Annotated in this window: 22 protein-coding genes; 4 read left to right on the top strand and 18 right to left on the bottom strand. The window is 73.8% G+C overall.

Going from position 1 to position 21,340, the window contains the following annotated elements:
* Positions 1-29 precede the first annotated feature (29 nt).
* Positions 30-620, bottom strand: coding sequence for a DNA-3-methyladenine glycosylase I (locus ACIBPC_RS11015; RefSeq protein ID WP_398842924.1), 591 nt, complete (start codon positions 618-620; stop codon positions 30-32).
* A gap of 55 nt (positions 621-675) precedes the next feature.
* Positions 676-924, bottom strand: a complete 249-nt coding sequence (locus tag ACIBPC_RS11010) for a hypothetical protein (protein WP_362960741.1) — start codon at positions 922-924, stop codon at positions 676-678.
* 145 nt (positions 925-1,069) lie between these two features.
* Between ACIBPC_RS11010 and ACIBPC_RS11005 the strand changes: the two genes are divergently transcribed.
* Positions 1,070-1,747, top strand: a complete 678-nt coding sequence (locus ACIBPC_RS11005) for a flavin reductase family protein (protein WP_398842923.1) — start codon at positions 1,070-1,072, stop codon at positions 1,745-1,747.
* A gap of 96 nt (positions 1,748-1,843) precedes the next feature.
* Here the strand turns inward: ACIBPC_RS11005 and ACIBPC_RS11000 are convergent, their stop codons facing one another.
* The 13 genes from ACIBPC_RS11000 to ACIBPC_RS10940 all read right to left on the bottom strand — a co-directional run bounded on the left by ACIBPC_RS11000 (position 1,844) and on the right by ACIBPC_RS10940 (position 14,876).
* Positions 1,844-4,366: an ATP-dependent Clp protease ATP-binding subunit gene (locus ACIBPC_RS11000; protein WP_398842920.1), complete on the bottom strand. Its 2,523-nt coding sequence runs from the start codon at positions 4,364-4,366 to the stop codon at positions 1,844-1,846.
* A 610-nt stretch (positions 4,367-4,976) separates the two neighbouring features.
* The gene (locus tag ACIBPC_RS10995) at positions 4,977-5,339 is read right to left on the bottom strand and encodes an Lsr2 family protein (protein WP_362960750.1); all 363 of its coding nucleotides are present in this window, start codon (positions 5,337-5,339) and stop codon (positions 4,977-4,979) included.
* 200 nt (positions 5,340-5,539) lie between these two features.
* Entirely contained in the window at positions 5,540-6,058 is a 519-nt protein-coding gene (locus tag ACIBPC_RS10990; RefSeq protein WP_362960753.1) for an amino-acid N-acetyltransferase, read from the bottom strand.
* Between the two features lie 9 nt (positions 6,059-6,067).
* Positions 6,068-6,487 carry a BlaI/MecI/CopY family transcriptional regulator gene (locus ACIBPC_RS10985; protein ID WP_362960756.1) on the bottom strand — a complete coding sequence of 140 codons (420 nt, stop codon included), beginning with the start codon at positions 6,485-6,487 and terminating at the stop codon, positions 6,068-6,070.
* Positions 6,488-6,718: 231 nt separating this feature from the next.
* A complete protein-coding gene (locus tag ACIBPC_RS10980; protein WP_362960759.1) occupies positions 6,719-6,892 on the bottom strand; it encodes a hypothetical protein in 174 nt (57 codons plus the stop codon).
* Positions 6,893-6,995: 103 nt separating this feature from the next.
* Entirely contained in the window at positions 6,996-7,253 is a 258-nt protein-coding gene (locus ACIBPC_RS10975; RefSeq protein WP_362960762.1) for a hypothetical protein, read from the bottom strand.
* Positions 7,254-7,337: 84 nt separating this feature from the next.
* A complete protein-coding gene (locus ACIBPC_RS10970; RefSeq protein ID WP_362960765.1) occupies positions 7,338-8,135 on the bottom strand; it encodes a type III pantothenate kinase in 798 nt (265 codons plus the stop codon).
* A gap of 2 nt (positions 8,136-8,137) precedes the next feature.
* Entirely contained in the window at positions 8,138-9,154 is a 1,017-nt protein-coding gene (gene nadC, locus ACIBPC_RS10965; protein WP_398843048.1) for a carboxylating nicotinate-nucleotide diphosphorylase, read from the bottom strand.
* 29 nt (positions 9,155-9,183) lie between these two features.
* The gene (locus ACIBPC_RS10960) at positions 9,184-10,950 is read right to left on the bottom strand and encodes an L-aspartate oxidase (RefSeq protein ID WP_398842917.1); all 1,767 of its coding nucleotides are present in this window, start codon (positions 10,948-10,950) and stop codon (positions 9,184-9,186) included.
* On the bottom strand, positions 10,947-11,819 hold the full coding sequence (gene panC / locus ACIBPC_RS10955) for a pantoate--beta-alanine ligase (protein ID WP_398842915.1): 873 nt from the start codon (positions 11,817-11,819) through the stop codon (positions 10,947-10,949). Before panC ends, ACIBPC_RS10960 begins: the two co-directional genes overlap by 4 nt.
* The gene (locus ACIBPC_RS10950; protein ID WP_362960771.1) at positions 11,816-12,751 is read right to left on the bottom strand and encodes a DUF2520 domain-containing protein; all 936 of its coding nucleotides are present in this window, start codon (positions 12,749-12,751) and stop codon (positions 11,816-11,818) included. The genes panC and ACIBPC_RS10950 overlap by 4 nt, the downstream gene beginning before the upstream one ends.
* A gap of 116 nt (positions 12,752-12,867) precedes the next feature.
* Entirely contained in the window at positions 12,868-13,545 is a 678-nt protein-coding gene (locus ACIBPC_RS10945) for a response regulator transcription factor (RefSeq protein ID WP_362960774.1), read from the bottom strand.
* 50 nt (positions 13,546-13,595) lie between these two features.
* A complete protein-coding gene (locus ACIBPC_RS10940; RefSeq protein ID WP_398842911.1) occupies positions 13,596-14,876 on the bottom strand; it encodes a sensor histidine kinase in 1,281 nt (426 codons plus the stop codon).
* A gap of 97 nt (positions 14,877-14,973) precedes the next feature.
* Between ACIBPC_RS10940 and ACIBPC_RS10935 the strand changes: the two genes are divergently transcribed.
* Positions 14,974-15,933 (top strand): SAM-dependent methyltransferase, encoded by a 960-nt coding sequence (locus tag ACIBPC_RS10935; protein ID WP_398842907.1) that lies wholly within the window; start codon positions 14,974-14,976, stop codon positions 15,931-15,933.
* Positions 15,934-15,951: 18 nt separating this feature from the next.
* On the opposite strand, the gene ACIBPC_RS10930 is transcribed toward ACIBPC_RS10935, so the two are convergent.
* Positions 15,952-17,106, bottom strand: coding sequence for an NADH-quinone oxidoreductase subunit D (locus tag ACIBPC_RS10930; RefSeq protein ID WP_398842904.1), 1,155 nt, complete (start codon positions 17,104-17,106; stop codon positions 15,952-15,954).
* 71 nt (positions 17,107-17,177) lie between these two features.
* On the opposite strand from ACIBPC_RS10930, the gene ACIBPC_RS10925 reads away from it, so the two are divergent.
* Both ACIBPC_RS10925 and ACIBPC_RS10920 read left to right on the top strand, forming a co-directional pair.
* Positions 17,178-17,690 (top strand): PH domain-containing protein, encoded by a 513-nt coding sequence (locus ACIBPC_RS10925; RefSeq protein WP_398842901.1) that lies wholly within the window; start codon positions 17,178-17,180, stop codon positions 17,688-17,690.
* Complete coding sequence (locus ACIBPC_RS10920) at positions 17,687-19,054, top strand: PH domain-containing protein (protein ID WP_362960785.1); 1,368 nt, start codon at positions 17,687-17,689, stop codon at positions 19,052-19,054. The genes ACIBPC_RS10925 and ACIBPC_RS10920 overlap by 4 nt, the downstream gene beginning before the upstream one ends.
* Positions 19,055-19,815: 761 nt before the next feature.
* Here ACIBPC_RS10920 and ACIBPC_RS10915 read toward each other — a convergent pair.
* Positions 19,816-20,334, bottom strand: a complete 519-nt coding sequence (locus tag ACIBPC_RS10915; protein WP_398842897.1) for a nuclear transport factor 2 family protein — start codon at positions 20,332-20,334, stop codon at positions 19,816-19,818.
* The gene (gene folP, locus ACIBPC_RS10910) at positions 20,331-21,209 is read right to left on the bottom strand and encodes a dihydropteroate synthase (protein WP_398842895.1); all 879 of its coding nucleotides are present in this window, start codon (positions 21,207-21,209) and stop codon (positions 20,331-20,333) included. The genes ACIBPC_RS10915 and folP overlap by 4 nt, the downstream gene beginning before the upstream one ends.
* Positions 21,210-21,340: the final 131 nt, after the last annotated feature.

Below are 21,340 nucleotides of genomic sequence, written 5' to 3'. Positions count from 1 at the left end.
CAGCATCCTCGCAGCTCTCCGACGGAGTGTCACCGGCCGATACCCCGGAAGTGGCAGTCCGCCAGATGGTCGTTGACCAGACCGCAGGCCTGCATGAGGGCGTGGGCGGTGGTCGGACCGACGAAACGGAAGCCGTGTTTCCGCAGCGCCTTGGACAGCGCGGTGGACTCGGGGGTGATGGCGAGGACGTCGCCGTTGCCGCGCGGCGCGGGACGCTCGGCGGGATCGGGCGCGTGCGACCAGATCAGCTCCGTCAGGTCGCCGTCGGCCCATCCGGCGGCGATCCGCGCGTTGGAGACCGTCGCCTCGATCTTCTGCCGGTTGCGGATGATGCCGGGGTCCTGGAGCAGCCGGGTGACGTCCTCCTCGGTGAACGCGGCGATCCGCTCCACGTCGAAGTCGGCGAACGCCGCCCGGAAGCCGTCCCGGCGGCGCAGGATCGTCAGCCAGGACAGGCCGGACTGGAACGCTTCGAGCGACATCCGTTCGAACAGCGCCCGGTCGCCCCTGACCGGAACTCCCCATTCCGTGTCGTGGTACTCCCGGTAGTCGTCCGGCGCGATCCCCCAAGGGCAGCGGAGCAGCCCGTCCTCACCCGCCGCCGCCAGTGTTTCGTCCATGCCGTGCAGTCTGCCCGAGAGCACTGACAATCCCGCACGGACGACCCCGCGCGGCTCAGCCGGTCTCCGACCCGCTCGACGGCACCTCGCGGAAGTACAGCGCCCCGCACGTGTGGCACTCCAGCTCGTCCGTGTGCCCCCACTCGCGCTCGGGCAGCGTCCGCGCGTCGGCGGACAGCTCGCGCCCGCACAGGGCGGTGGTGGCGTCCCCGTCGCCGCGGACCATGTGCCAGGTCTTCACGTCGGGCTCGCGGTCCTCGCCGCGCGTCTCCTCGACGTACTCGGCGCGCATCGTGTGCCGCACACCGCACCTCCCACTCCTCCGCCGGGCGCTCCTCCCCCCATCGTGGGCCCGTTCCCGCCGCACGGCGATCCGGGCGTGCCGATCGGGGACGAGGCGTCCGTAATCCGCCAGCGCCGGACCGGGGCACGCCCGGATGCTGGGCCGTATGCACGAAACGTCCCTCTCCGAACCGCCCGCCCAGGACGCCGCGCACCGGCCGATCGACCCGGCGATCCTCTACTTCGGCACGCCCGTCGTGCTCCTGTCCACGCGGAACGAGGACGGCACGGCCAACCTGGCGCCGTTCTCGTCCGTCTTCTGGCTCGGCCGCCGGGCCGTCCTCGGCATCGGCGCCCGCTCGGCGACCGCCCGGAACCTGCTGCGCACCGGCGAGTGCGTCCTCAACCTGCCGTCGGACGACCTCGTGTCCGCCGTGGACCGCCTGGCGCTGACCACGGCCGCCGACCCCGTGCCGCCCACGAAGGCGCGCCGCGGCTACCGGCACGTGCGGGACAAGTTCGGGCGCGCCGGCTTCGGCGCCACGCCGTCCGAGACGGTGGCGCCGCCGCGCGTGACGGAGTGCCCGGTCCACATGGAGGCGCTCGCACGGGCCGCGCACCCGGTGGCGGAGGACGACCCGGCGGCGCGCGGCGGGGTGATCGCCTTCGAGGCCGAGGTGACGCGCGTCCATGTGACCGACGCACTCCGGCTGCCGGGGACGGCCGACCGGATCGACCCGGACGCCTGGCGGCCGCTGATCATGAGCTTCCAGCAGTTCTACGGCCTCGGCCCGCGCCTGCGGCCGTCCACGCTGGCCACGATCGACGAGGAGCTGTACCGCTGAACGGGTCTGCCGGGCCGCCGCACGGCACGACCGCGCCCCCCACAGCCGGAGCCGTGGGGGGCGCGGTCGCCGTTCAGGACGTACGGGCCGGAGCCGTCACTCCTTGGCCAGGTTCGGGCCGCCACCGGCCGCCTGCTCCACCGGCGGGACGTCCGGCAGCGAGGACTTCTCCTCGCCGCGGAAGGTGAACGCCTTGTCGTTCCCCTCGCCCTCGGTGTCCACGACCACGATGTGGCCGGGGCGCAGCTCGCCGAACAGGATCTTCTCGGACAGGATGTCCTCGATGTCCCGCTGGATCGTCCGGCGCAGCGGCCTGGCGCCGAGCACCGGGTCGTAGCCGCGCTTCGCGAGGAGCTGCTTGGCGTCCGTGCTCAGCTCGATGGCCATGTCCCGGTCCTTGAGCCGGTCGTCCACCTGGGCGACCATCAGATCCACGATCTTGATGATGTCGTCCTGCGTGAGCTGGTGGAAGACGACGGTGTCGTCGACGCGGTTCAGGAACTCGGGGCGGAAGTGCTGCTTCAGCTCGTCGTTGACCTTGGCCTTCATCCGGTCGTACCCGGTGGCGACGTCGCCGGCCACCGCGAAGCCCATGTTGAAGCCCTTGGAGATGTCGCGGGTGCCCAGGTTCGTCGTCATGATGATGACGGTGTTCTTGAAGTCCACGACCCGGCCCTGGGAGTCGGTCAGGCGACCGTCCTCCAGGATCTGCAGCAGCGAGTTGAAGATGTCCGGGTGGGCCTTCTCGACCTCGTCGAACAGCACGACCGAGAACGGCTTGCGGCGCACCTTCTCCGTGAGCTGGCCGCCCTCCTCGTACCCGACGTAGCCGGGCGGGGAGCCGAACAGGCGGGAGACGGTGTGCTTCTCGCCGAACTCCGACATGTCGAGGGAGATCAGCGCGTCCTCGTCGCCGAAGAGGAACTCCGCCAGCGTCTTCGACAGCTCGGTCTTACCGACGCCCGAGGGGCCGGCGAAGATGAACGAGCCGCCGGGGCGCTTCGGGTCCTTGAGGCCGGCACGCGTGCGCCTGATGGCCTGCGAGAGCGCCTTGATGGCGTCCTGCTGGCCGATGACGCGCTTGTGCAGCTCGTCCTCCATGCGCAGCAGGCGCGAGGACTCCTCCTCGGTCAGCTTGAAGACCGGGATGCCCGTGGACGCGGCGAGGACCTCGGCGATCAGCTCCTCGTCCACCTCCGCGACGACGTCCATGTCGCCGGACTTCCACTCCTTCTCGCGCTGCGCCTTCGCCGCGAGCAGCTGCTTCTCGTTGTCGCGCAGCGAGGCGGCCTTCTCGAAGTCCTGCGAGTCGATCGCGGACTCCTTCTCGCGGCGCACGCCGGCGATCTTCTCGTCGAACTCGCGCAGGTCCGGCGGCGCGGTCATCCGGCGGATGCGCATCCGCGACCCGGCCTCGTCGATGAGGTCGATGGCCTTGTCCGGGAGGAAACGGTCCGAGATGTACCGGTCGGCCAGCTGGGCGGCGGCCACCAGCGCGGCGTCGGTGATGGAGACGCGGTGGTGCGCCTCGTACCGGTCGCGCAGGCCCTTCAGGATCTCGATCGTGTGCGGCAGGGACGGCTCCGCGACCTGGATCGGCTGGAAGCGGCGCTCGAGAGCCGCGTCCTTCTCCAGGTACTTGCGGTACTCGTCCAGCGTCGTCGCGCCGATGGTCTGCAGCTCGCCGCGGGCCAGCATCGGCTTGAGGATGCTGGCGGCGTCGATCGCGCCCTCGGCCGCGCCCGCGCCCACGAGGGTGTGCAGCTCGTCGATGAACAGGATGATGTCGCCGCGCGTGCGGATCTCCTTGAGCACCTTCTTCAGGCGCTCCTCGAAGTCACCGCGGTAGCGCGAGCCGGCGACCAGCGCGCCCAGGTCCAGGGTGTAGAGGTGCTTGTCCTTGAGGGTCTCGGGCACCTCGCCCTTGACGATGGCCTGCGCCAGACCCTCGACGACGGCGGTCTTGCCGACGCCGGGCTCACCGATCAGCACCGGGTTGTTCTTGGTGCGCCGGGAGAGCACCTGCATGACGCGCTCGATCTCGTTCTCGCGCCCGATGACCGGGTCGAGCTTGGACTCGCGCGCCGCCTGCGTCAGGTTGCGGCCGAACTGGTCGAGCACCAGCGAGGTGGACGGCGTCCCCTCGGACGGGGCGCCCGCGGTCGCGGCCTCCTTGCCGCCGGAGTACCCGGACAGCAGCTGGATGACCTGCTGGCGCACCCTGTTCAGGTCGGCGCCCAGCTTCACGAGGACCTGGGCGGCGACGCCCTCGCCCTCGCGGATCAGGCCGAGCAGGATGTGCTCGGTGCCGATGTAGTTGTGGCCGAGCTGGAGGGCCTCGCGGAGCGAGAGCTCCAGGACCTTCTTGGCCCGGGGCGTGAAGGGGATGTGGCCGGACGGCGCCTGCTGGCCCTGCCCGATGATCTCCTCCACCTGCTGGCGGACCGCCTCAAGCGAGATCCCGAGGCTCTCCAGGGCCTTAGCGGCGACACCCTCACCCTCGTGGATCAGGCCCAGAAGGATGTGCTCGGTGCCGATGTAGTTGTGGTTGAGCATCCGGGCTTCTTCCTGAGCCAGGACGACAACCCGCCGCGCGCGGTCGGTGAACCTCTCGAACATCGTTAATCGCTCCTCAGAGCGGTCAGGCAGTAAAGGGGTCGGTCCCCTCCCTGTCCTTCCGCAGCTTAGTCCCGCAACGGGGGACCGCTCATTCCAACTGTCTGCTCCTGTCCCCGGCGCCATGCCCCGAACAGGCGACATCAGTTCCAACCCGATGGTGCGAGACGATGTTCCCGCAGGCCAGGTATTGGGCCCCGGAACAGCTACGCCGTCGGCGAACGTACCCGGGGGTCCGCACCTGGACCCGTTCCCACCGCCCCCTCGTCCATTGGGGTCCATCGTCCTCAGGGCCCCTCGTCCAGGCCCATCGTTCTCAAAGAACTGCCTACCCTTCAAGGCTGACACTCCATGCCGTACCAGCCATGGACATCCGCTACAGGCGAACGGGAAAACCCTGTGCGACCGGACGGGCACGCAGCGGGACCGGGGCAGGGGCAGGACGTCACTCTTCCGCATGCGGCCGCCGGGACCCGTCAGGACACTCCCGCCCCGGGCGCCCCGGCCGTCGCGCGCGCCCCCGGGAACGGCCCCGGGGGGCCGCCCGGGGTGGGCGGCCCCCCGGACAGGGACGCGAGCCGCCGGTCCCGCGGGGACCGGCTCGGTGCGACGTTCAGACTCCGGCCTTCTCGGCCCCGGCCTTCTGGTAGGCCTCACGGATACTGGCGGGAACACGGCCCCGGTCGTTGACCTCGTAGCCGTTCTCCTTGGCCCACGCGCGGATCTTCGCGGTGTCCTCACCGCCGGCGCCCCCCGCGTTCGCGGCGGCGGCGCGGCCGCGGCCCCGGGCGGCACGGCCGCCGCCCGCGCGGCGCCCCGCCTTCACATAGGGGTCGAGCGCGTTGCGGAGCCGGTCGGCGTTTTCCGCGTTGAGATCGATCTCGTACGTCTTGCCGTCGAGCGCGAACGTGACGGTCTCCTCCGCCTCGCCACCGCTGAGGTCGTCGAGGAGAAGGACCTGAACCTTCTGTGCCACCGGGCTGCTCCTCTTCCATTTCGTCGTCGTCGCCGAAGAATATCGTCTGCGTACCGGGATGTAATCGAGTACTGGGATGTCATCAAACAGCCATGACCGGGAAAACACAAACCCCGGTCCCGGGATTACCGGAGCCCGATAAGACACGCCGGGACGATTCGGACATAAGCCGCCGGGCCTGTTCTCGTGGAGATGCACTCTCAGAGATGCAGCAGCATCCGAGTGTTACCCAATGTGTTGGGCTTCACGCGTTCCAGGCCCAAGAACTCCGCGACGCCTTCGTCATTGGAACGGAGCAGCTCGCTGTAGACATCACCGGCGACCGGCGCATCGGCGATCTCCTTGAACCCGTGACGCGCGAAGAACTCCACTTCGAAGGTGAGGCAGAAAATACGCTGCACCCCCAGCCACCTGGCCGTGCCCAGCAGCTTCTGCAGTACGCGGTGGCCCACGCCGTGCCCCGTCAGCCGGGGATCGACGGCCAGTGTCCGCACTTCGGCGAGGTCGTCCCACATGACGTGCAGGGCCCCGCAGCCGACCACCTCGGCGTCGTGGTCCCGCTCGGCCACCCAGAACTCCTGAATGTCCTCGTAAAGCGTCACGGTCGCCTTGTCGAGCAGGATGCCATCACGCGAGTAGCGGTCGATCAGCCGCCTGATCGAGGAGACATCTGTAGTCCTGGCGCGGCGCACAGTGACTTCTGTTGAGCTTTCCGACACAACGAGAGGCTATCCCGCGCTCTCTCCGGCGCGGGCTTCGGGTCCGTCCCGCCGCTCTCCCGGTACTTCTCCGACATCGACCACACGCAAGGCGTCACGCAATGCCTCGGTCTGCTCGGCCGACATCATGCCGAAGAAAGCGACGAGGGCCGCCGCCGCGTTGTCGCTCTCGGCCCATGCGTCATTCATCAAAGCGGCGGAGTACGCGGCGCGTGTCGAGATCGCCTCATAGCGATAGGCCCGCCCCTCCTGCTCGCGGCGGACCCAGCCCTTCTGATGCAGGTTGTCGAGGACGGTCATCACCGTCGTATAGGCGATCGAACGCTGCTCCCGCAGATCTTCGAGCACTTCCCGCACGGTGACGGGGCGGTTCCACTCCCATACGCGGGTCATCACCGCGTCTTCCAGCTCTCCCAGTGGTCGAGGCACACGGGAAGAATAACCGCGGCGCGACAAAACGGGCAGGTTTCGCACAGCGGGAGCTACCGGGACGGGAGGCCGGGGCGCGGGAGGGCCGGGAAACGGCGGAATCCGGCCGTCTCCGGGGCGTCCGCCGCCCGGGGGACGCGCGGCGCGCGCGGCGGCGCGGCCCCGCGCCGCCCGGGGCGTGGCCGCGGGCGGCGAGGAGGGGGTGTGCGGCGAGGGCGGAGGGGGCGCCGCTCAGGCGGCGGGCCGGTCGCCGCCCTCGGCGGCGCGCGCGGCGAGGGCCGCGTCCACGGCGGCGTCCTCCTTGAACTTGTTGCTGCCCCCCTGCGACCGGATGATCGTGAGGATCAGCCAGGTGAAGCCCACGGCCATCACCGCGGGCGGGAAGAGTGCGGCGATGTAGTCCACAGCGATCGGCCTCCTGGGCGGCGCGGGAACGGTCGGGCCCGCCGCGCTGCCGGGCGGGCCGGTCCCAGCCTACCGAGCGGCCGTCCGCCGTCCGCTGTGGGGCCTACCGTCCGTCTTGGGAGGAGTTCTCCCCACCCCTCCCGTCACCGCCGCCGTCGCGGCCCTCACGCCCCTCGCCGTCCCGCCCGTCGCGGTCGGCCGGTTCCTGGGGCGGGCGGGCCGCCGGGCGGCGCCCGCCGCGCGGCGGGAAGACGTCCGCCGGGGTCGGCACCGGGCGGGGCGCCTCGGGGCGGCGCTGCTGCTGCTCACCGTTCTCGTCCCCGCCACCTCGGGGGGTGGGGGAACCCTGGGACGTAGCCATGGACCGACATTAAGTGGTAAGCAGACAATTTGCGGCGATTGGGGCGACGGCGGGCGTGTTCGGTCGGGGAGGAGGAGCCGACGGTCAGGAGCGCGAGACGTTCCGCTCGTAGACCAGGCGCAGGCCGATCAGGGTCAGCCAGGGCTCGTGCTCGTCGATCACCGTGGACTCCCGCAGGACCATCGGGGCGAGGCCGCCGGTGGCGATCACCGTCACGTCGTCCGGGTCGTCGGCCAGCTCGCGCGACATCCGCTCGACCATGCCGTCCACCTGCCCGGCGAAGCCGTACAGGATGCCGGACTGCATGGACTCGACGGTGTTCTTGCCGATCACGTGCCGCGGCCTGGCCAGCTCGACCTTCCGCAGCTGCGCGCCGCGCATCCCCAGCGCCTCGACGGAGATCTCGATGCCCGGCGCGATGGCCCCGCCCGCGTACTCCCCGCGCGCGGACACGGCGTCGTACGTCGTCGCCGTGCCGAAGTCCACGACGATGCAGGGCCCGCCGTACAGCTCGACGGCCGCGACCGCGTTGATGATGCGGTCGGCGCCGACCTCCTTCGGGTTGTCGGTGAGGATCGGCACGCCCGTCTTCACGCCGGGCTCGACGAGGACGGACGGGATGTCGCCGTAGTACCGCCGGGTGACCTCCCGCAGCTCGTGCAGGACGGACGGGACGGTCGAGCAGATGGCGATGCCGTCGATGCCGTCGCCCAGTTCGTCGCCGAGCAGCGGGTGCATGCCCATGAGGCCCTGGAGGAGCACGGCCAGCTCGTCGGCCGTGCGGCGCGCGTCCGTGGAGATGCGCCAGTGCTCGACGATCTCCTCGCCGTCGAAGAGGCCGAGGACCGTGTGCGTGTTGCCGACGTCGATGGTGAGCAGCATGGTCAGGCGTGCCTCTCGGGACGCAGGTCGAGGCCGATGTCGAGGATGGGGGCCGAATGGGTGAGGCCGCCGACCGCGACGTAGTCCACGCCCGCGTCGGCGTACGCGCGGGCCGTGCCGAGGGTGAGGCCGCCCGACGACTCAAGCTCGGCCCGGCCCGCGACCAGCTCGACGGCGGCGCGGGTCTGCTCGGGCGTGAAGTTGTCCAGCAGGATCAGGTCGGCGCCCTCGGCGAGCACGGGCTCGATCTGGTCGAGCCGGTCCACCTCCACCTCGACCGGCACGCCGGGGAACTCCGCGCGGACCGCGCGGAACGCCTCGGCGACGCCGCCCGCAGCGATGACGTGGTTGTCCTTGATCAGTGCGGCGTCCGACAGCGACATGCGGTGGTTGAGCCCGCCGCCGCAGCGCACCGCGTACTTCTCCAGGGCGCGCAGCCCCGGCGTGGTCTTGCGGGTGTCGCGGACGCGCGTACGGGTCCCGGCGAGGACGTCGGCCCAGGCGCGGGTGGCGGTGGCGATGCCGGAGAGGCGGCACAGGAGGTTGAGGGCGCTGCGCTCGCCGGTCAGCAGGTCGCGGGTGCGGCTGGTGACGGTGAGGAGGACCTGCCCGGCCTCCACGGCGTCGCCGTCCTCGACGTGCCGCTCCACTTCGAACTCGGCGGTGCACACGACGGACAGCACGGCCTCCGCGATGTGCAGCCCGGCGACCGTACCGGCCTGGCGCGCGGTGAAGTCGCCGACGGCGACGGCCTCTTCGGGGACGGTCGCGACGGTGGTGATGTCCACGCCGTTGTCGAGGTCCTCCTCGATGGCGAGGTGGGCTACGTCCTCCACGAGCACGGGGTCGAGCCCCGCGTCGGCCAGCAGCGCGGCGAGGTCGGGGTCGAGGCCGCACTCCAGCGGGTCGTACTCCTCCTCGCCGCCGCCGTCGCCGCACGCGCAGCCGGCGCCGCAGCCGCCCGCGGGCCCGTCGTCGTCGGTCGGCCGGGTGCCGAGGGGCAGCAGGGTCAGCTCCACGCGCTGCGGCGCCGGGGTCTGGGGGCTGGTCACGGGGTCGGGTCTCCTTGGTGGCTGTCGCGCTGCCGGTCGCCGCCGGTGGCGGGGGGCGCCGTGGGCGGGAAGGCGGTCGTACGGGTGGTCCCGAGGGACAGGGCGGCCCCCGCGGGGTCCTGGCCCAGGGTGGCGACGAGGTGGCGGCGCCACCGTGCGTCGTCCCGCTCGGGGTGGTCCTCGCGCCAGTGGCAGCCACGGGTCTCCGTGCGGTGCAGGGCGGCGGTGACGAGCACCCTGGCGACGAGATGCAGATTAGCCGTCTCCCACGTGTCCGCGCCCGGCTCGGCGGGCTTGCGGTCGTCGTCCAGGGCCAGGGCGTCCAGGGCGCGGGCCGCCTCGGCGAGGCTGTCGGCCGAACGGAGGACGCCCGCGCCCCTGGTCATCACGCGCTGGACGGCGGTCCTGGCCTCGGGCGGCAGCAGGGCGGGACCGGGCGCGGGGGGTGCGGTGACGGGCGCGGCGGCGCGCGGAAGGGGACTCGATGTGATGGCGGTGGCGATGCGTCCGGCGAAGACCAGTCCTTCGAGGAGGGAGTTGGACGCCAGGCGGTTGGCGCCGTGCACGCCGGTGCAGGCGGTCTCGCCGCACGCGTACAGGCCGGGGACGGTCGTGCGGCCCGACAGGTCGGTGCGGACACCGCCGGACGCGTAGTGCGCGGCGGGTGCGATGGGGATGGGCTCGGTCACGGGGTCGATGCCGTGGGCGCGGCAGGCGGCGAGGATCGTGGGGAAGCGGCGGGCCCACATGTCGGCGCCGAAGTGGCGGGCGTCGAGGTACATGTGGTCGGCGCCCAGTTCGTGCATGCGGCGGGTGATGGCCTTGGCGACGATGTCGCGGGGGGCCAGTTCGGCGAGTTCGTGCTGTCCGAGGAGGAAGCGCGTGCCGTCGGCGTCGACCAGGTACGCGCCCTCGCCGCGTACGGCCTCGGAGACGAGCGGCTGCTGCCCCTCGGCGTCGGGGCCGAGCCACAGCGACGTCGGGTGGAACTGGACGAACTCCAGGTCGGACACCTCGGCGCCCGCGCGCAGCGCGAGGGCGACGCCGTCGCCCGTGGAGACGGCCGGGTTGGTGGTGGCGGAGAAGATCTGGCCCAGGCCGCCGGTGGCGAGGACGACGGCGGGGGCGCGGACGGCGCCGACGCCGTCGTGCCTGCCCTCGCCCATCACGTGCAGGGTCACGCCCGCGGTGTGGCCGTCCGCGTCCTTGAGCAGGTCGAGCGCGAGGGCGTTCTCGACGGTCTCGATCCCGGCGGCGCGCACGGCGGCGACCAGGGCGCGGGAGACCTCGGCGCCCGTGGCGTCACCGCCCGCGTGGGCGATGCGGCGGCGGTGGTGGCCGCCCTCGCGGGTGAGGGAGAGGGCGCCGTCCTCGGCGGTGTCGAAGCGGGCGCCGAGGCCGATGAGGCGGCGTACGGCCTCCGGGGCCTCGGTGACGAGCGCGGTGACGGCGGCCTCGTCGCACAGGCCGACGCCCGCCACGAGGGTGTCGTCCAGGTGCTGGGCGGGGGTGTCGCCCTCGCCGAGCGCGGCGGCGATGCCGCCCTGGGCCCAGCGGGTGGAGCCGTCGTCGAGCCGCGCCTTGGTGACGATGACGGTGCGCAGGCCCGCGGCGGCGCAGCGCAGGGCGACGGTCAGCCCGGCGATGCCCGAGCCGACGACGGCGACCTCGGCGTCGAGGGACCAGCCGGGGGCGGGCGCGGGCAGCGCGGTGGGGAGGGGCAGGGTCTCTTGTGCGGTCGGGGTGATGGGTGCGGTGGTCACGCGGCGGTCCCCAGGGTGAGCCGGATGTTGTCGATGAGGCGGGTGGTGCCGACGCGGGCGGCGACGGCGAGGACGGCCTCGCCAGCGTGGGCGGTGTCGGGACCGATCTCGGAGAAGTCGGACGGGTCGATCAGCGCGAGGTAGCCGAGCGCGAGGGGCGGCCGCGCGGTGGCGGCGGCGTCCAGGACGGCGCGGGCGGCGGCGAGGCGTCCGGCGGGGCCGCCGGTGGTGTCGCGGGCGGCGAACAGGGCGCGGGACAGGGCGAGGGCGGTCGTGCGCTCGGCGGGCGACAGGTAGCGGTTGCGGCTGGAGCGGGCGAGGCCGTCGGGGTCGCGCAGTGTGGGGACCGGCAGGATCTCCACCGGGAAGTCGAGGTCGCGGACCATGCGGCGTACGAGCGCGAGTTGCTGCGCGTCCTTCTCACCGAAGGTGGCGTAGTCGGGCCGGGTCAGGTGCAGCAGCTTGGCGACGACGGTCAGCATGCCGTCGAAGTGGCCGGGGCGTTCCGCGCCCTCGAACCCGGCGCCCATCGGCCCGGCGGTCAGCGTGACGCGGGGGCGGCCGTCCGGGTACATCTCGGCGTCGGACGGGGCGAAGACGATGTCGGCGCCGCCCTCCTCGGCGAGCTTCACGTCGGCGTCGAGCTGGCGCGGGTAGCGGTCGAAGTCCTCGCCGGGGCCGAACTGGAGCGGGTTGACGTAGACGGTGACGACGAGCTGCCCGGCGGGCGTGAGGCGCTGCCTGGCCGTGCGCATGTTGGCGAGGTGCCCCTCGTGCAGCGCGCCCATCGTCATGACCACGGCGCGGTCGGCGCCGGGGGCGTACAGGCTCCTCAGCTCGTCCGCCGTGCGGGCCACGGATATGGTCATCGCTCTCCTTCCTCGGCGCCGTCGGCGAGGACGTCGAGCAGCGCCTCGGCCAGCTCGGGTCTGAGCAGGCCGTGGTCCAGTGCCCGGTCCGCCGTCACGCGGGCCATGGCGAGGTAGCCGGCGAGGGCGCCGGGGGCGTGCGCGCGCAGTTCGGCGACGTGCGCGGCGACGGTGCCCGCGTCGCCGCGCGCGACCGGCCCGGTGAGGGCGGCGTCGCCGGAGCGCAGCGCGTTGTCCAGCGCGGCGCCGAGGAGCGGGCCGAGCATGCGGTCGGGGGCGGCGACGCCCGCGTGCCGCAGCAGTTCGAGCGACTGGGCGACGAGGGTGACGAGGTGGTTGGCGCCGAGGGCGAGCGCGGCGTGGTAGAGCGGCCGGTCGCGTTCCTCGATCCACTCGGGCTCGCCGCCCATCTCGATGACGAGGGCCTCGGCGGCCGTGCGCAGTTCGGCGGGCGCGGTGACGCCGAACGAGCAGCCCGCGAGCCGCTGCACGTCCACGGCTGTGCCGGTGAACGTCATCACGGGGTGCAGGGCGAGCGGCAGGGCCCCGGCGCGCAGGGCGGGGTCGAGGACGCCGGTGCCGAAGCGGCCGGAGCAGTGCACGAGCAGCTGTCCTGGGCGTACGGCGCCGGTCTCGGCGAGTCCGGCGACGAGTCCGGGCAGGGCGTCGTCGGGGACGCTCAGCAGGACGAGGTCGGCGCGGGCGAGTACTTCGTCGGGGGTGACGAGGGGGACGCCGGGCAGCAGCGTCTCGGCGCGGCGGCGCGACGCCTCGGAGACGCCGGACGCGGCGACCGGCCGGTGGCCCGCGAGGGCGAGCGCGGCGGCGAGGGCGGGGCCGACGCGCCCCGCGCCGACGACGCCGACCGTGAGGCGGGCGGGGCGGTCGCGTGCCTCGGTGGCCCGGGGTGCGTATCCGTCGTCGGCGTTCACGGCTGGGCAGCCTCTTTCGTCCGCTTCGTCCCTTTGATGCGTTCCAGCCCGTATGCCGGTGCCGGACGTCCCGACCATGCTACGGCGGCCGGGCGGGTGCGGGGATCGGCGCGGGGTCAGTGGCCGCCCGCGCGCACCAGGCCCGTCTCGTACGCGAGGACGACGGCCTGGACGCGGTCGCGCAGGCCGAGCTTGCCGAGGATGCGGCCGACGTGCGTCTTGACGGTCGCCTCGGAGACGAACAGCTGGGCGGCGATCTCCCCGTTGGACAGGCCCTGCGCGATCAGCATCAGGACCTCGCGCTCGCGGTCGGTGAGCAGGTCGATCTCGGGGTGGGGCGTGCCGGGGCCCGCGGGGAGGAGGTCCACGAAGCGGTCCAGGAGGCGGCGGGTCGTGGACGGCGCGACGACGGCGTCGCCGCTGTGGACGGCGCGGATGGCGCCGAGCAGCTCGTCCGGCGGGACGTCCTTCAGCATGAACCCGGCCGCGCCCGCCTTCAGCCCGGAGAACGCGTACTCGTCCAGGTCGAACGTCGTCAGGATCAGCACCTTGGGGTCGCCGGGGCCGCCGCCGCCCTCCTGGCATATCCGGCGGGTCGTCTCGACGCCGTCGAGCCGGGGCATGCGGACGTCCATCAGCACGACGTCCACGGCGGTGGAGCGCAGGACGTCGAGCGCCTCGACGCCGTCGCCCGCCTCGGCGGTGACGACCATGTCGGGCTGGGCGGACAGCACCATCTTGAAGCCGGTGCGCAGGAGCGCCTGGTCGTCGACGAGCATCACCTTGATCGCCATGGGTCTCTTCCTCTCACCGGCCGGGGCCGATCGGTCGTCGGGCGGTCAGGTCAGGTCAGGTCGGCGCGGGTCTCGGGGGCGTCGGCGGCGCCGCACCGCGCGGCGGGCGCGTCGTCCGCCGCCCCGGCCAGGGGCAGCGTCGCGCTGATGCGGAAGCCGCCGCCGGGACGCGGGCCCGCCACCAGCACGCCCCCGACCATACCGACCCGCTCCCGCATGCCGATCAGCCCGTGCCCGAGCCCGTCGTCGCCGCGTTCCTCGTACAGCACCGCCTGCGCGCCCCGCCCGTCGTCGTCGGCCAGGACGGTGAGCGCGTCGCGGCCGTAGCGCAGCCGCACCGTCGCGCCGACGTCGGGGCCGCCGTGCTTGCGCGAGTTGGTCAGCGCCTCCTGCACGATGCGGTACGCGGTGAGCCCGACGCCGCTGGGCAGCGCGCGCGGGGTGCCCTCGACGCGGTAGTCGACGGGCAGCCCGGCGGTGCGCGCCTGGTCCACGAGGTCGGCGAGCTGCTCGATGCCCGGCTGCGGCACGAAGTCCCCGGCGTCCGTCGCGGCGCCGCCGTCCTCGCTGCGCAGCACGCCGAGCAGCCGGCGCATCTCCGTCAGCGCCTGGCGGCCGGTGCCCGAGATGGTGTGCAGCGCGCTGCGGGTCAGCTCGGGCGAGCTGTCCAGGACGTACGCGGCGCCGTCCGCCTGGACGACCATCACCGACACGTTGTGGGCGACGACGTCGTGCAGCTCGCGCGCTATGCGGGCGCGCTCGGCGGTGACGGCCATGCGCGCCTGCGTCTCCCGTTCGCGTTCGAGGCGTTCGGCGCGGCGTTCCAGCTCCGAGTAGTAGGCGCGGCGGGTGCGCAGCGAGTCGCCCAGCACCCAGGCGAGGCAGAACGTGATGGTGAGCAGCCCGGTGCCGAAGATCTCGGCGGCGAGGCTGCTGTCCTGGTCGCCGTCGTCGGGCCAGCGCAGCTGGGCCAGGGTGGGCGCGACGAGGCAGCCGGCGAGGGCGAGCCGGGAGTACGTACGGTGGGGCCGTGAGGCGATGGTGAACGCGACGACGAGGAACACGACGTCGCCCGGCAGCGGTTCGACGTCCAGCGCGAGCTGGACGAGGCCGACCGCGAAGCAGGCGAGCAGCATGGCCTCGGGCCACCGGCGGCGCAGCGTGCCGAGCACGGCGAGCGCGACCGCCACGGCGACGGCGAGCGCCGAGCAGCGCCACACGTCCTCCCTGGCGGAGGCCGGGAGCAGGAGTGTGGCCACCAGCAGACCGAACGCCCAGCTGCCGTCCACCGCAGTGGGGTGACGGCGCAGGAAGTCGTAGAGCCGGTTCACGTCACCCAGAGTAGGCATGGCGTGCGGCTCGGGAATCAACCGGACGGCCGATACATGCGGTCGTCAACTACTCCTTGGGGTGGAGGGAGCGCGGCGGATGCGGGAGACGGGATGGCGTGCGGCCGCCGAGCGGGCGCTGTACGGGCCGGGCGGCTTCTTCCTGCGGGAGGCGCCGGTGGCGCATTTCCGGACGTCGGCGCATGTCTCGCCGCTGTTCGCGCAGGCGGTGGCACGGCTGCTGACCAGGGTGGACGAGGCGCTGGGGCGCCCGGCGGAGCTGGCGTTCACCGACCTGGGCGCGGGGCGCGGCGAGCTGGTGCGCGGCGTGCTGCGCGCGCTCCCCGAGGGGGTGTGCGCGCGGGTGCGCGCGTACGCGGTGGAGCGCGCCGCGCGCCCCTCGGGTCTCGACGGGCGGATCACCTGGTGCGCGGAGCCGCCGGAGGGGGCGGTGGGGCTGCTGTTCGCGAACGAGTGGCTGGACAACGTGCCGGTGGACGTCGCCGAGGCGGACGACGACGGCGTCGCGCGGCGCGTCCTCGTCACCCCCGGAGGCCGGGAACGGCTGGGCGATCCGGTGGACGGGGCGGACGCGGCGTGGCTGCGCCGCTGGTGGCCGCTCGCGCCCGGCGGGCGGGCGGAGATCGGCAGGCCGCGCGACGCGGCGTGGGCCGGGGCCGTGGCGTCGCTGGCGCGCGGCCTGGCCGTGGCCGTGGACTACGGGCACACGCGGGAGACGCGGCCCCCGCTCGGCACGCTCACCGGCTACCGCGCGGGACGGCAGGTGCCGCCCGTACCCGACGGGTCCTGCGACCTGACGGCGCACGTCGCGTTCGACGCCTGTGCCGCGCCAGGGGACGTGCTGCTGCCGCAGCGGGACGCGCTGCGTGCCCTGGGCGTGGACGGCGGCAGGCCGCCGCTGGCGCTGGCGTCGGCGGACCCGGCGGCGTACGTACGGGCCCTCGCGGCGGCGGGCGAGGCGGCGGAGCTGACGGACGCGGCGGGGCTCGGCGGCTTCACCTGGCTCGCGCGGCCGGTGGGCATCGCGTCCCCACTGTGAGCGGTCCCCCGTCGTCCGTTACTTGTCGATGTCCCCGACGACGAAGAAGAACGACCCCAGGATCGCCACCATGTCCGCCACCAGCGTGCCGGGCAGCAGCGCGCCGAGCGCCTGGATGTTGTTGAACGACGCCGAGCGCAGCTTCAGCCGGTAGGGCGTCCGCTCGCCGCGCGAGACGAGGTAGTACCCGTTGAGCCCGAGCGGGTTCTCCGTCCACGCGTACGTCGCGCCCTCGGGGGCCTTCAGCACCTTCGGCAGCCGCTGGTTGACGGGCCCAGGCGGCAGCTCGGCGAGGCGGTCGAGGCAGGCGTCGGCGAGGTCGAGCGCGTTGCGCGTCTGGTCGAGCAGCACCTCGAAGCGCGCCAGGCAGTCGCCCGCCGTCCGCGTCGCGACGCGCAGCACGCCGCCCAGCTCGCCGTACGCGAGGTACGGCTCGTCGCGCCGCAGGTCGAAGTCCACGCCGCTGGCCCGCGCGATCGGCCCGGAGACGCCGTACGCGTGGACCGCCGCCGCGTCGAGCACGCCGACGCCGCGCGTCCTGGCGCGGAACACCTCGTTCCCCAGCACCAGGCCGTCCAGCCTCGGCATCCCGGCGCGCACCCCGGCGACGGCCTGCCTGGCGCGGTCGGTCCAGCCGGCCGGGAGGTCCTCCTTGAGGCCGCCGACGCGGTTGAACATGTAGTGCATCCGGCCGCCCGAGACCTCCTCCATGACGTGCTGGAGCGTCTCGCGCTCGGTGAAGGCGTAGAAGATCGGGGTCAGGCCGCCCAGTTCGAGCGGGTAGGAGCCGAGGAACATCAGGTGGTTCAGCACCCGGTTCAGCTCGGCGAGCAGCGTGCGCAGCCACACGGCGCGCTCCGGGACCTCCATGCCGAGCATGCGCTCGACGGCCAGGACGACGCCCAGCTCGTTGGAGAACGCCGACAGCCAGTCGTGCCGGTTCGCCAGCACGATGATCTGCCGGTAGTCCCGCGCCTCGAACAGTTTCTCCGCGCCCCGGTGCATGTACCCGACGACGGGCTCGGCCCGCGCGATCCGCTCGCCGTCGAGCACGAGCCGCAGGCGCAGGACGCCATGGGTGGACGGGTGCTGCGGCCCGATGTTCAGCACCATGTCCGTGCTGCCGTCGAACCCCGCGCTCGCCCCGCCGACCCCGACCACGGTCTCCGTCATGCGCGCCAGTCTGTCACCCCGGCCGCCGCGCGGCCCACCGCTCGCGGCGCGGGGACTCTAAGCTCGACGGCATGGACTGGGTGGCGGCGGAGGCGGGACAGCCCCCGCGGGGGGCGGCGTCGGGCGAGACCTGGCGGCCGGTGATGCCGGGGCTGCTGACGATGCGGCGGCTGCTCCTCGTCTGCTGGCTCGCGCCGCCCGCGCTGCTCGCCGCGCTGCTGCCGCCGCTGCTGGGCGGCCCGGTGTGGGCGCTGACGGCGCTGCCGCCGGTCGCCGCCGCCGTGTGGGGCTGGTGGGCGCTGGGGCGGAACTGGCGCTCGTGGTGCTACCAGGAGCGCGACGACGACCTGCTCATCCAGCGCGGCGTGCTGTGGCGGCAGCTGACGGTCGTGCCGTACGGGCGGATGCAGCTCGTCGAGGTGACGTCGGGGCCGCTGGAGCGGCGCTTCGGGCTGGCGCGGCTCCAGCTGCACACGGCGGCCGCCGCGACGGACGCGACCGTTCCGGGCCTGGCCCCGGCGGAGGCGGAACGGCTGCGCGACCGGCTCACGGAGCTGGGCGAGGCCCGTTCGGCGGGGCTGTGAGCGGCGAGGCCGTGCGCGGCGCGGCGGCCGTGCCGGGGGGTGAGATCCCCGCCGGACAGGGGCGCCGCCTGCACCCGCTGACCCCCTGGCGCCGCGCATGGGCGCCGCTCGCCGGGCTCTTCGCCGTGATGGCGCAGAACGTGGAGGAGCTGCGCCGCTGGACGTCGTCCGTCGCGGTGGGGTGGCTGCTGCTGTCGCTGGCGCTGCTGCTCGCGTGCGCGGGGCTCTACGGCTTCCTGTCGTGGCGCGTGACGCGCTTCCTCGTCACCGACACGGAACTGCGCATCCGCACCGGCCTGCTGTTCCGCCGTTCCGCCCATCTGCGGCTGGACCGCATCCAGTCGATCGACGTGAGCCGCCCGCTGCTGGCCCGGCTGCTGGGGGTGGCGAAACTACGCATGGAGGTCGTCGGCTCCAAGTCGGCCGACGAACTGGCGTTCCTGGGCGAGGCCGAGGCCCGCGACCTGCGCGCCGAACTGCTCGCGCGCGCTGCGGGCATCGCACCCGAGGCCGCGCCCAGCGCGGGCGAGGCCCCGGCGCTGACGCTGCACGAGGTGGACCCGAAGATGCTCGCGTGGTCGCTCGTACTGCGCGGCGGGACGTGGGCGTTCCTGCTGACGGGCGCGGGCGTGCTGCCGCTGTTGTGGGTGACGACGAACAGCGTCCTCGCTTCCCTGCTCGTCCTGCTGCCGCTGGTCACGGTGTACTGGCGGGCGAGCGTCGGCAGCTACCTGACGCTGTACGGCTGGACCGTCAGCGAATCACCCGACGGCCTGCGCCTCGACCACGGCCTCCTCCAGCGGGACCACGCGACCGTTCCCCCGGGGCGGGTGCAGTGCGTACGGCTCGTGGAGCCGCTGCTGTGGCGGCGGCGCGGCTGGGTCCGGGTCGAGCTGGACGTCGCGGGCACGGGGACGGGCAACCGCAAGGGCCTCCTCCTGCCCGTCGCCCCGCGCGCCGAGGCCGCCGCGCTGCTCGGCCGCGTGCTGCCGCAGGTGGACGTGGGGGCGGCGCTCGACGCGGTGCGCCCGGCGCCCGACCGCGCGCGCTGGGCGGTGCCGGTGTGGCGGACGGGGTACGGGTACGCGGCGACGCCGACGCTGTTCGTCGCCCGGCGCGGGCGGCTGCGGCGGACGCACGAGCTGGTGCCGCACGCGAAGGTGCAGAGCGTACGGCTCACGCAGGGGCCGCGCGCCCGCCTGCTGCGGCTGGCGAACGTCCACGTCGACCACGGGGCGAACGGCACGGCGACGGCGCGCCTGCTCGACGCGCGTCACGCGGCGGCCGAGGTCGCCGCCCAGGCGGACCGCTCCCGCCTCGGCCGCCGCACGGCCACCCCCGACCGCTGGCTGACGGGCCCCTGACGCGGCGCACGGCGGCAGGACGCAGGACATTGGCGACGGGCCACGCGGGCCCGGGCCCGTCCGCCAAGGGGGCGTCGGGCCACTGGTGGCTCCCCGGGTGCGTGCGAGCCCGGAGCGCCGGATCGTCCGTGTACCGGGCGTACCGGGCGTACCGGGCGTACCGGGCCGATGCGGCAACACGGCGAGCATGCGTGCCCGGGGTCCGCCCAGCCGCCAGGCCAGAGAATCACCGCGCGCTGGACGCCCTCTGCTGGGCGCCGTGAACGGTCGCCAGGGCGAGGCACACGGCCCCCACAACGAGCCGCGCCCGCCCTCCGGCGCGGCACGTCACCTTCCAGCTGCTCGAACCACCCCGCAGGACAAGGCCGCTGCCCAACAGCCCGTCGCGGCGTCCGCCCATGCCGGGATCTCCGCCGCACCCCGGCGGACTGCTTCCTCCGCGCTGCGGGTGAGCTTCCCTCAGGCCCAGCCACCTCTGATGCACCGCCCGGTCCCACGAGCGCATCCTGCACCGGTCCGTCGGCCCCTGCGACCGCGACGGCGACAAGCCTGGGGGGGCGGCTGTCCCCACCCGGGCCCAGGGCCCCGCCGTCCACCGCCTCACCGCCGTGTCTCCGGTGTCCAGCAGCAGTCCACCAGCGCTTAGGCAACCACGGGACCAGCAGCGAAGGCAGCCGGGGCCGCCTCCGGGCCACTCGTCACATCCGGCACGCCCAAGCGGTTCCCCACCCCACGAGAACCGCCGCCGACCCGCGCGCGGGTCAGGAGAAGCGTGTCGGGCCCAGGCCGTCGTCCGGGGGCGTGTCGTCCGCGTCGTCCGGGGTGCCGTCCCCGTCCTCGTCGCCGTCGTCGCCCTCGATCAGCACCGGCGACCCGTGGTGGCTCCACAGCCGCCAGCCGCCGTCCTGGCCGCGCCGGAAGACGTTGGTCGCCACGACGAGGCCGCCGACCAGCGGCCCGGCCGAGCCGTCCGCCTCGGCGGGTCCGCCGCTGAGGATGTTCTCGGTGCAGGTGACGAGCGCGGTGTCGGCGATGACGGAGACCTGGACGTCCGTCAGGAAGAACTGGATGTACTCGGTGTTCGCCATGATCAGCGCGTACGACCGCAGCACCTCGCCGCGTCCGCTGATGACCGGCCAGCCGGGGTGGACGACGCTGATGCCCTCGTGGTCGAGCCAGCGGGCGCCGAGCGCGTCGAGGTCGGCGCTCTCCAGCGCCTCGTACAGCGCGGTGTTGGCGGCGGTGACCGCCTCGACGTCCGTGTCGGCGCCGCCGCTCATCCGGCGGCCCCGTCCCCGTCCCCCGCCGCCCGGACCGCGGCGACGACCCGTACGGCGTCCGCGCTGGCCCGCACCTCGTGGACCCGCACCGCCCACGCCCCCGCCGACGCGGCGAGCGCGCTGACGGCGGCGGTGGCGGCGTCGCGTTCCCGCGCCCGGGGCGGGGTGCCGCCGGGCCCGGCCAGGACGTGTCCGAGGAACCGTTTGCGCGACGCGGCGACCAGCAGCGGCCTGCCCAGTCCGGCGCGCAGCCGCGCGGTGGCGGCGACGAGCGCGAGGTCGTGCTCGGCCCTCTTGGCGAAGCCGAGGCCGGGGTCGGCGATCAGCCGGTCCTCGGCGATGCCGCCCGCGGCGGCGGCGTCGAGCGCGCGGCGCAGTTCGTCCAGCACCTCGCCGACGACGTCGCCGTACACCGCGCGGTCGTTCATGTCGGCGCTCTGGCCGCGCCAGTGCATGACGACGAACGGGACGCCCGTCTCGGCGACCGCCGGGATCATCGCGGGGTCGGCGCGGCCGCCGCTCACGTCGTTCACGAGCACGGCACCGGCGGCGACGGCGCGCCCCGCCACGGAGGCGCGCATCGTGTCCACGCTGACCCGTACCCCCTCGGCGGCCAGCGCCCCGACCACCGGCACCACGCGGCGCAGCTCCTCCGCCTCGTCCACCCGGCTGGCGCCCGGTCGGGTCGATTCCCCGCCGACGTCCACGAGGTCCGCGCCCTGCGCGACCAGGTCGAGCCCCCGCTTGACCGCGAGGTCCGTGTCGAACCAGCGCCCGCCGTCCGAGAACGAGTCGGGCGTGACGTTGACCACCCCCATCACCGCGCAGCGGTCCCACCCGGGGAGTCCTGCCACCTGGCCGTGCGAGATGCTCATGGCACCAGGGTAGGGGCAGGCACGGCGCTCCCGGCGCCGCCGGACGGGAACATCCGGGGGCGGTGCGGCGCTGAACCGGGCTGTCCGCACCTCGCAGGTAGATTCGATTACCCCCGCCCGCCGCACCGGGC

It is taken from the genome of Streptomyces sp. NPDC049879 (genome assembly GCF_044461265.1).
Classification (GTDB): domain Bacteria; phylum Actinomycetota; class Actinomycetes; order Streptomycetales; family Streptomycetaceae; genus Streptomyces.
Note: the sequence above shows the minus strand (reverse complement) of the source record. Positions and strands in the feature narration are given on the sequence as shown.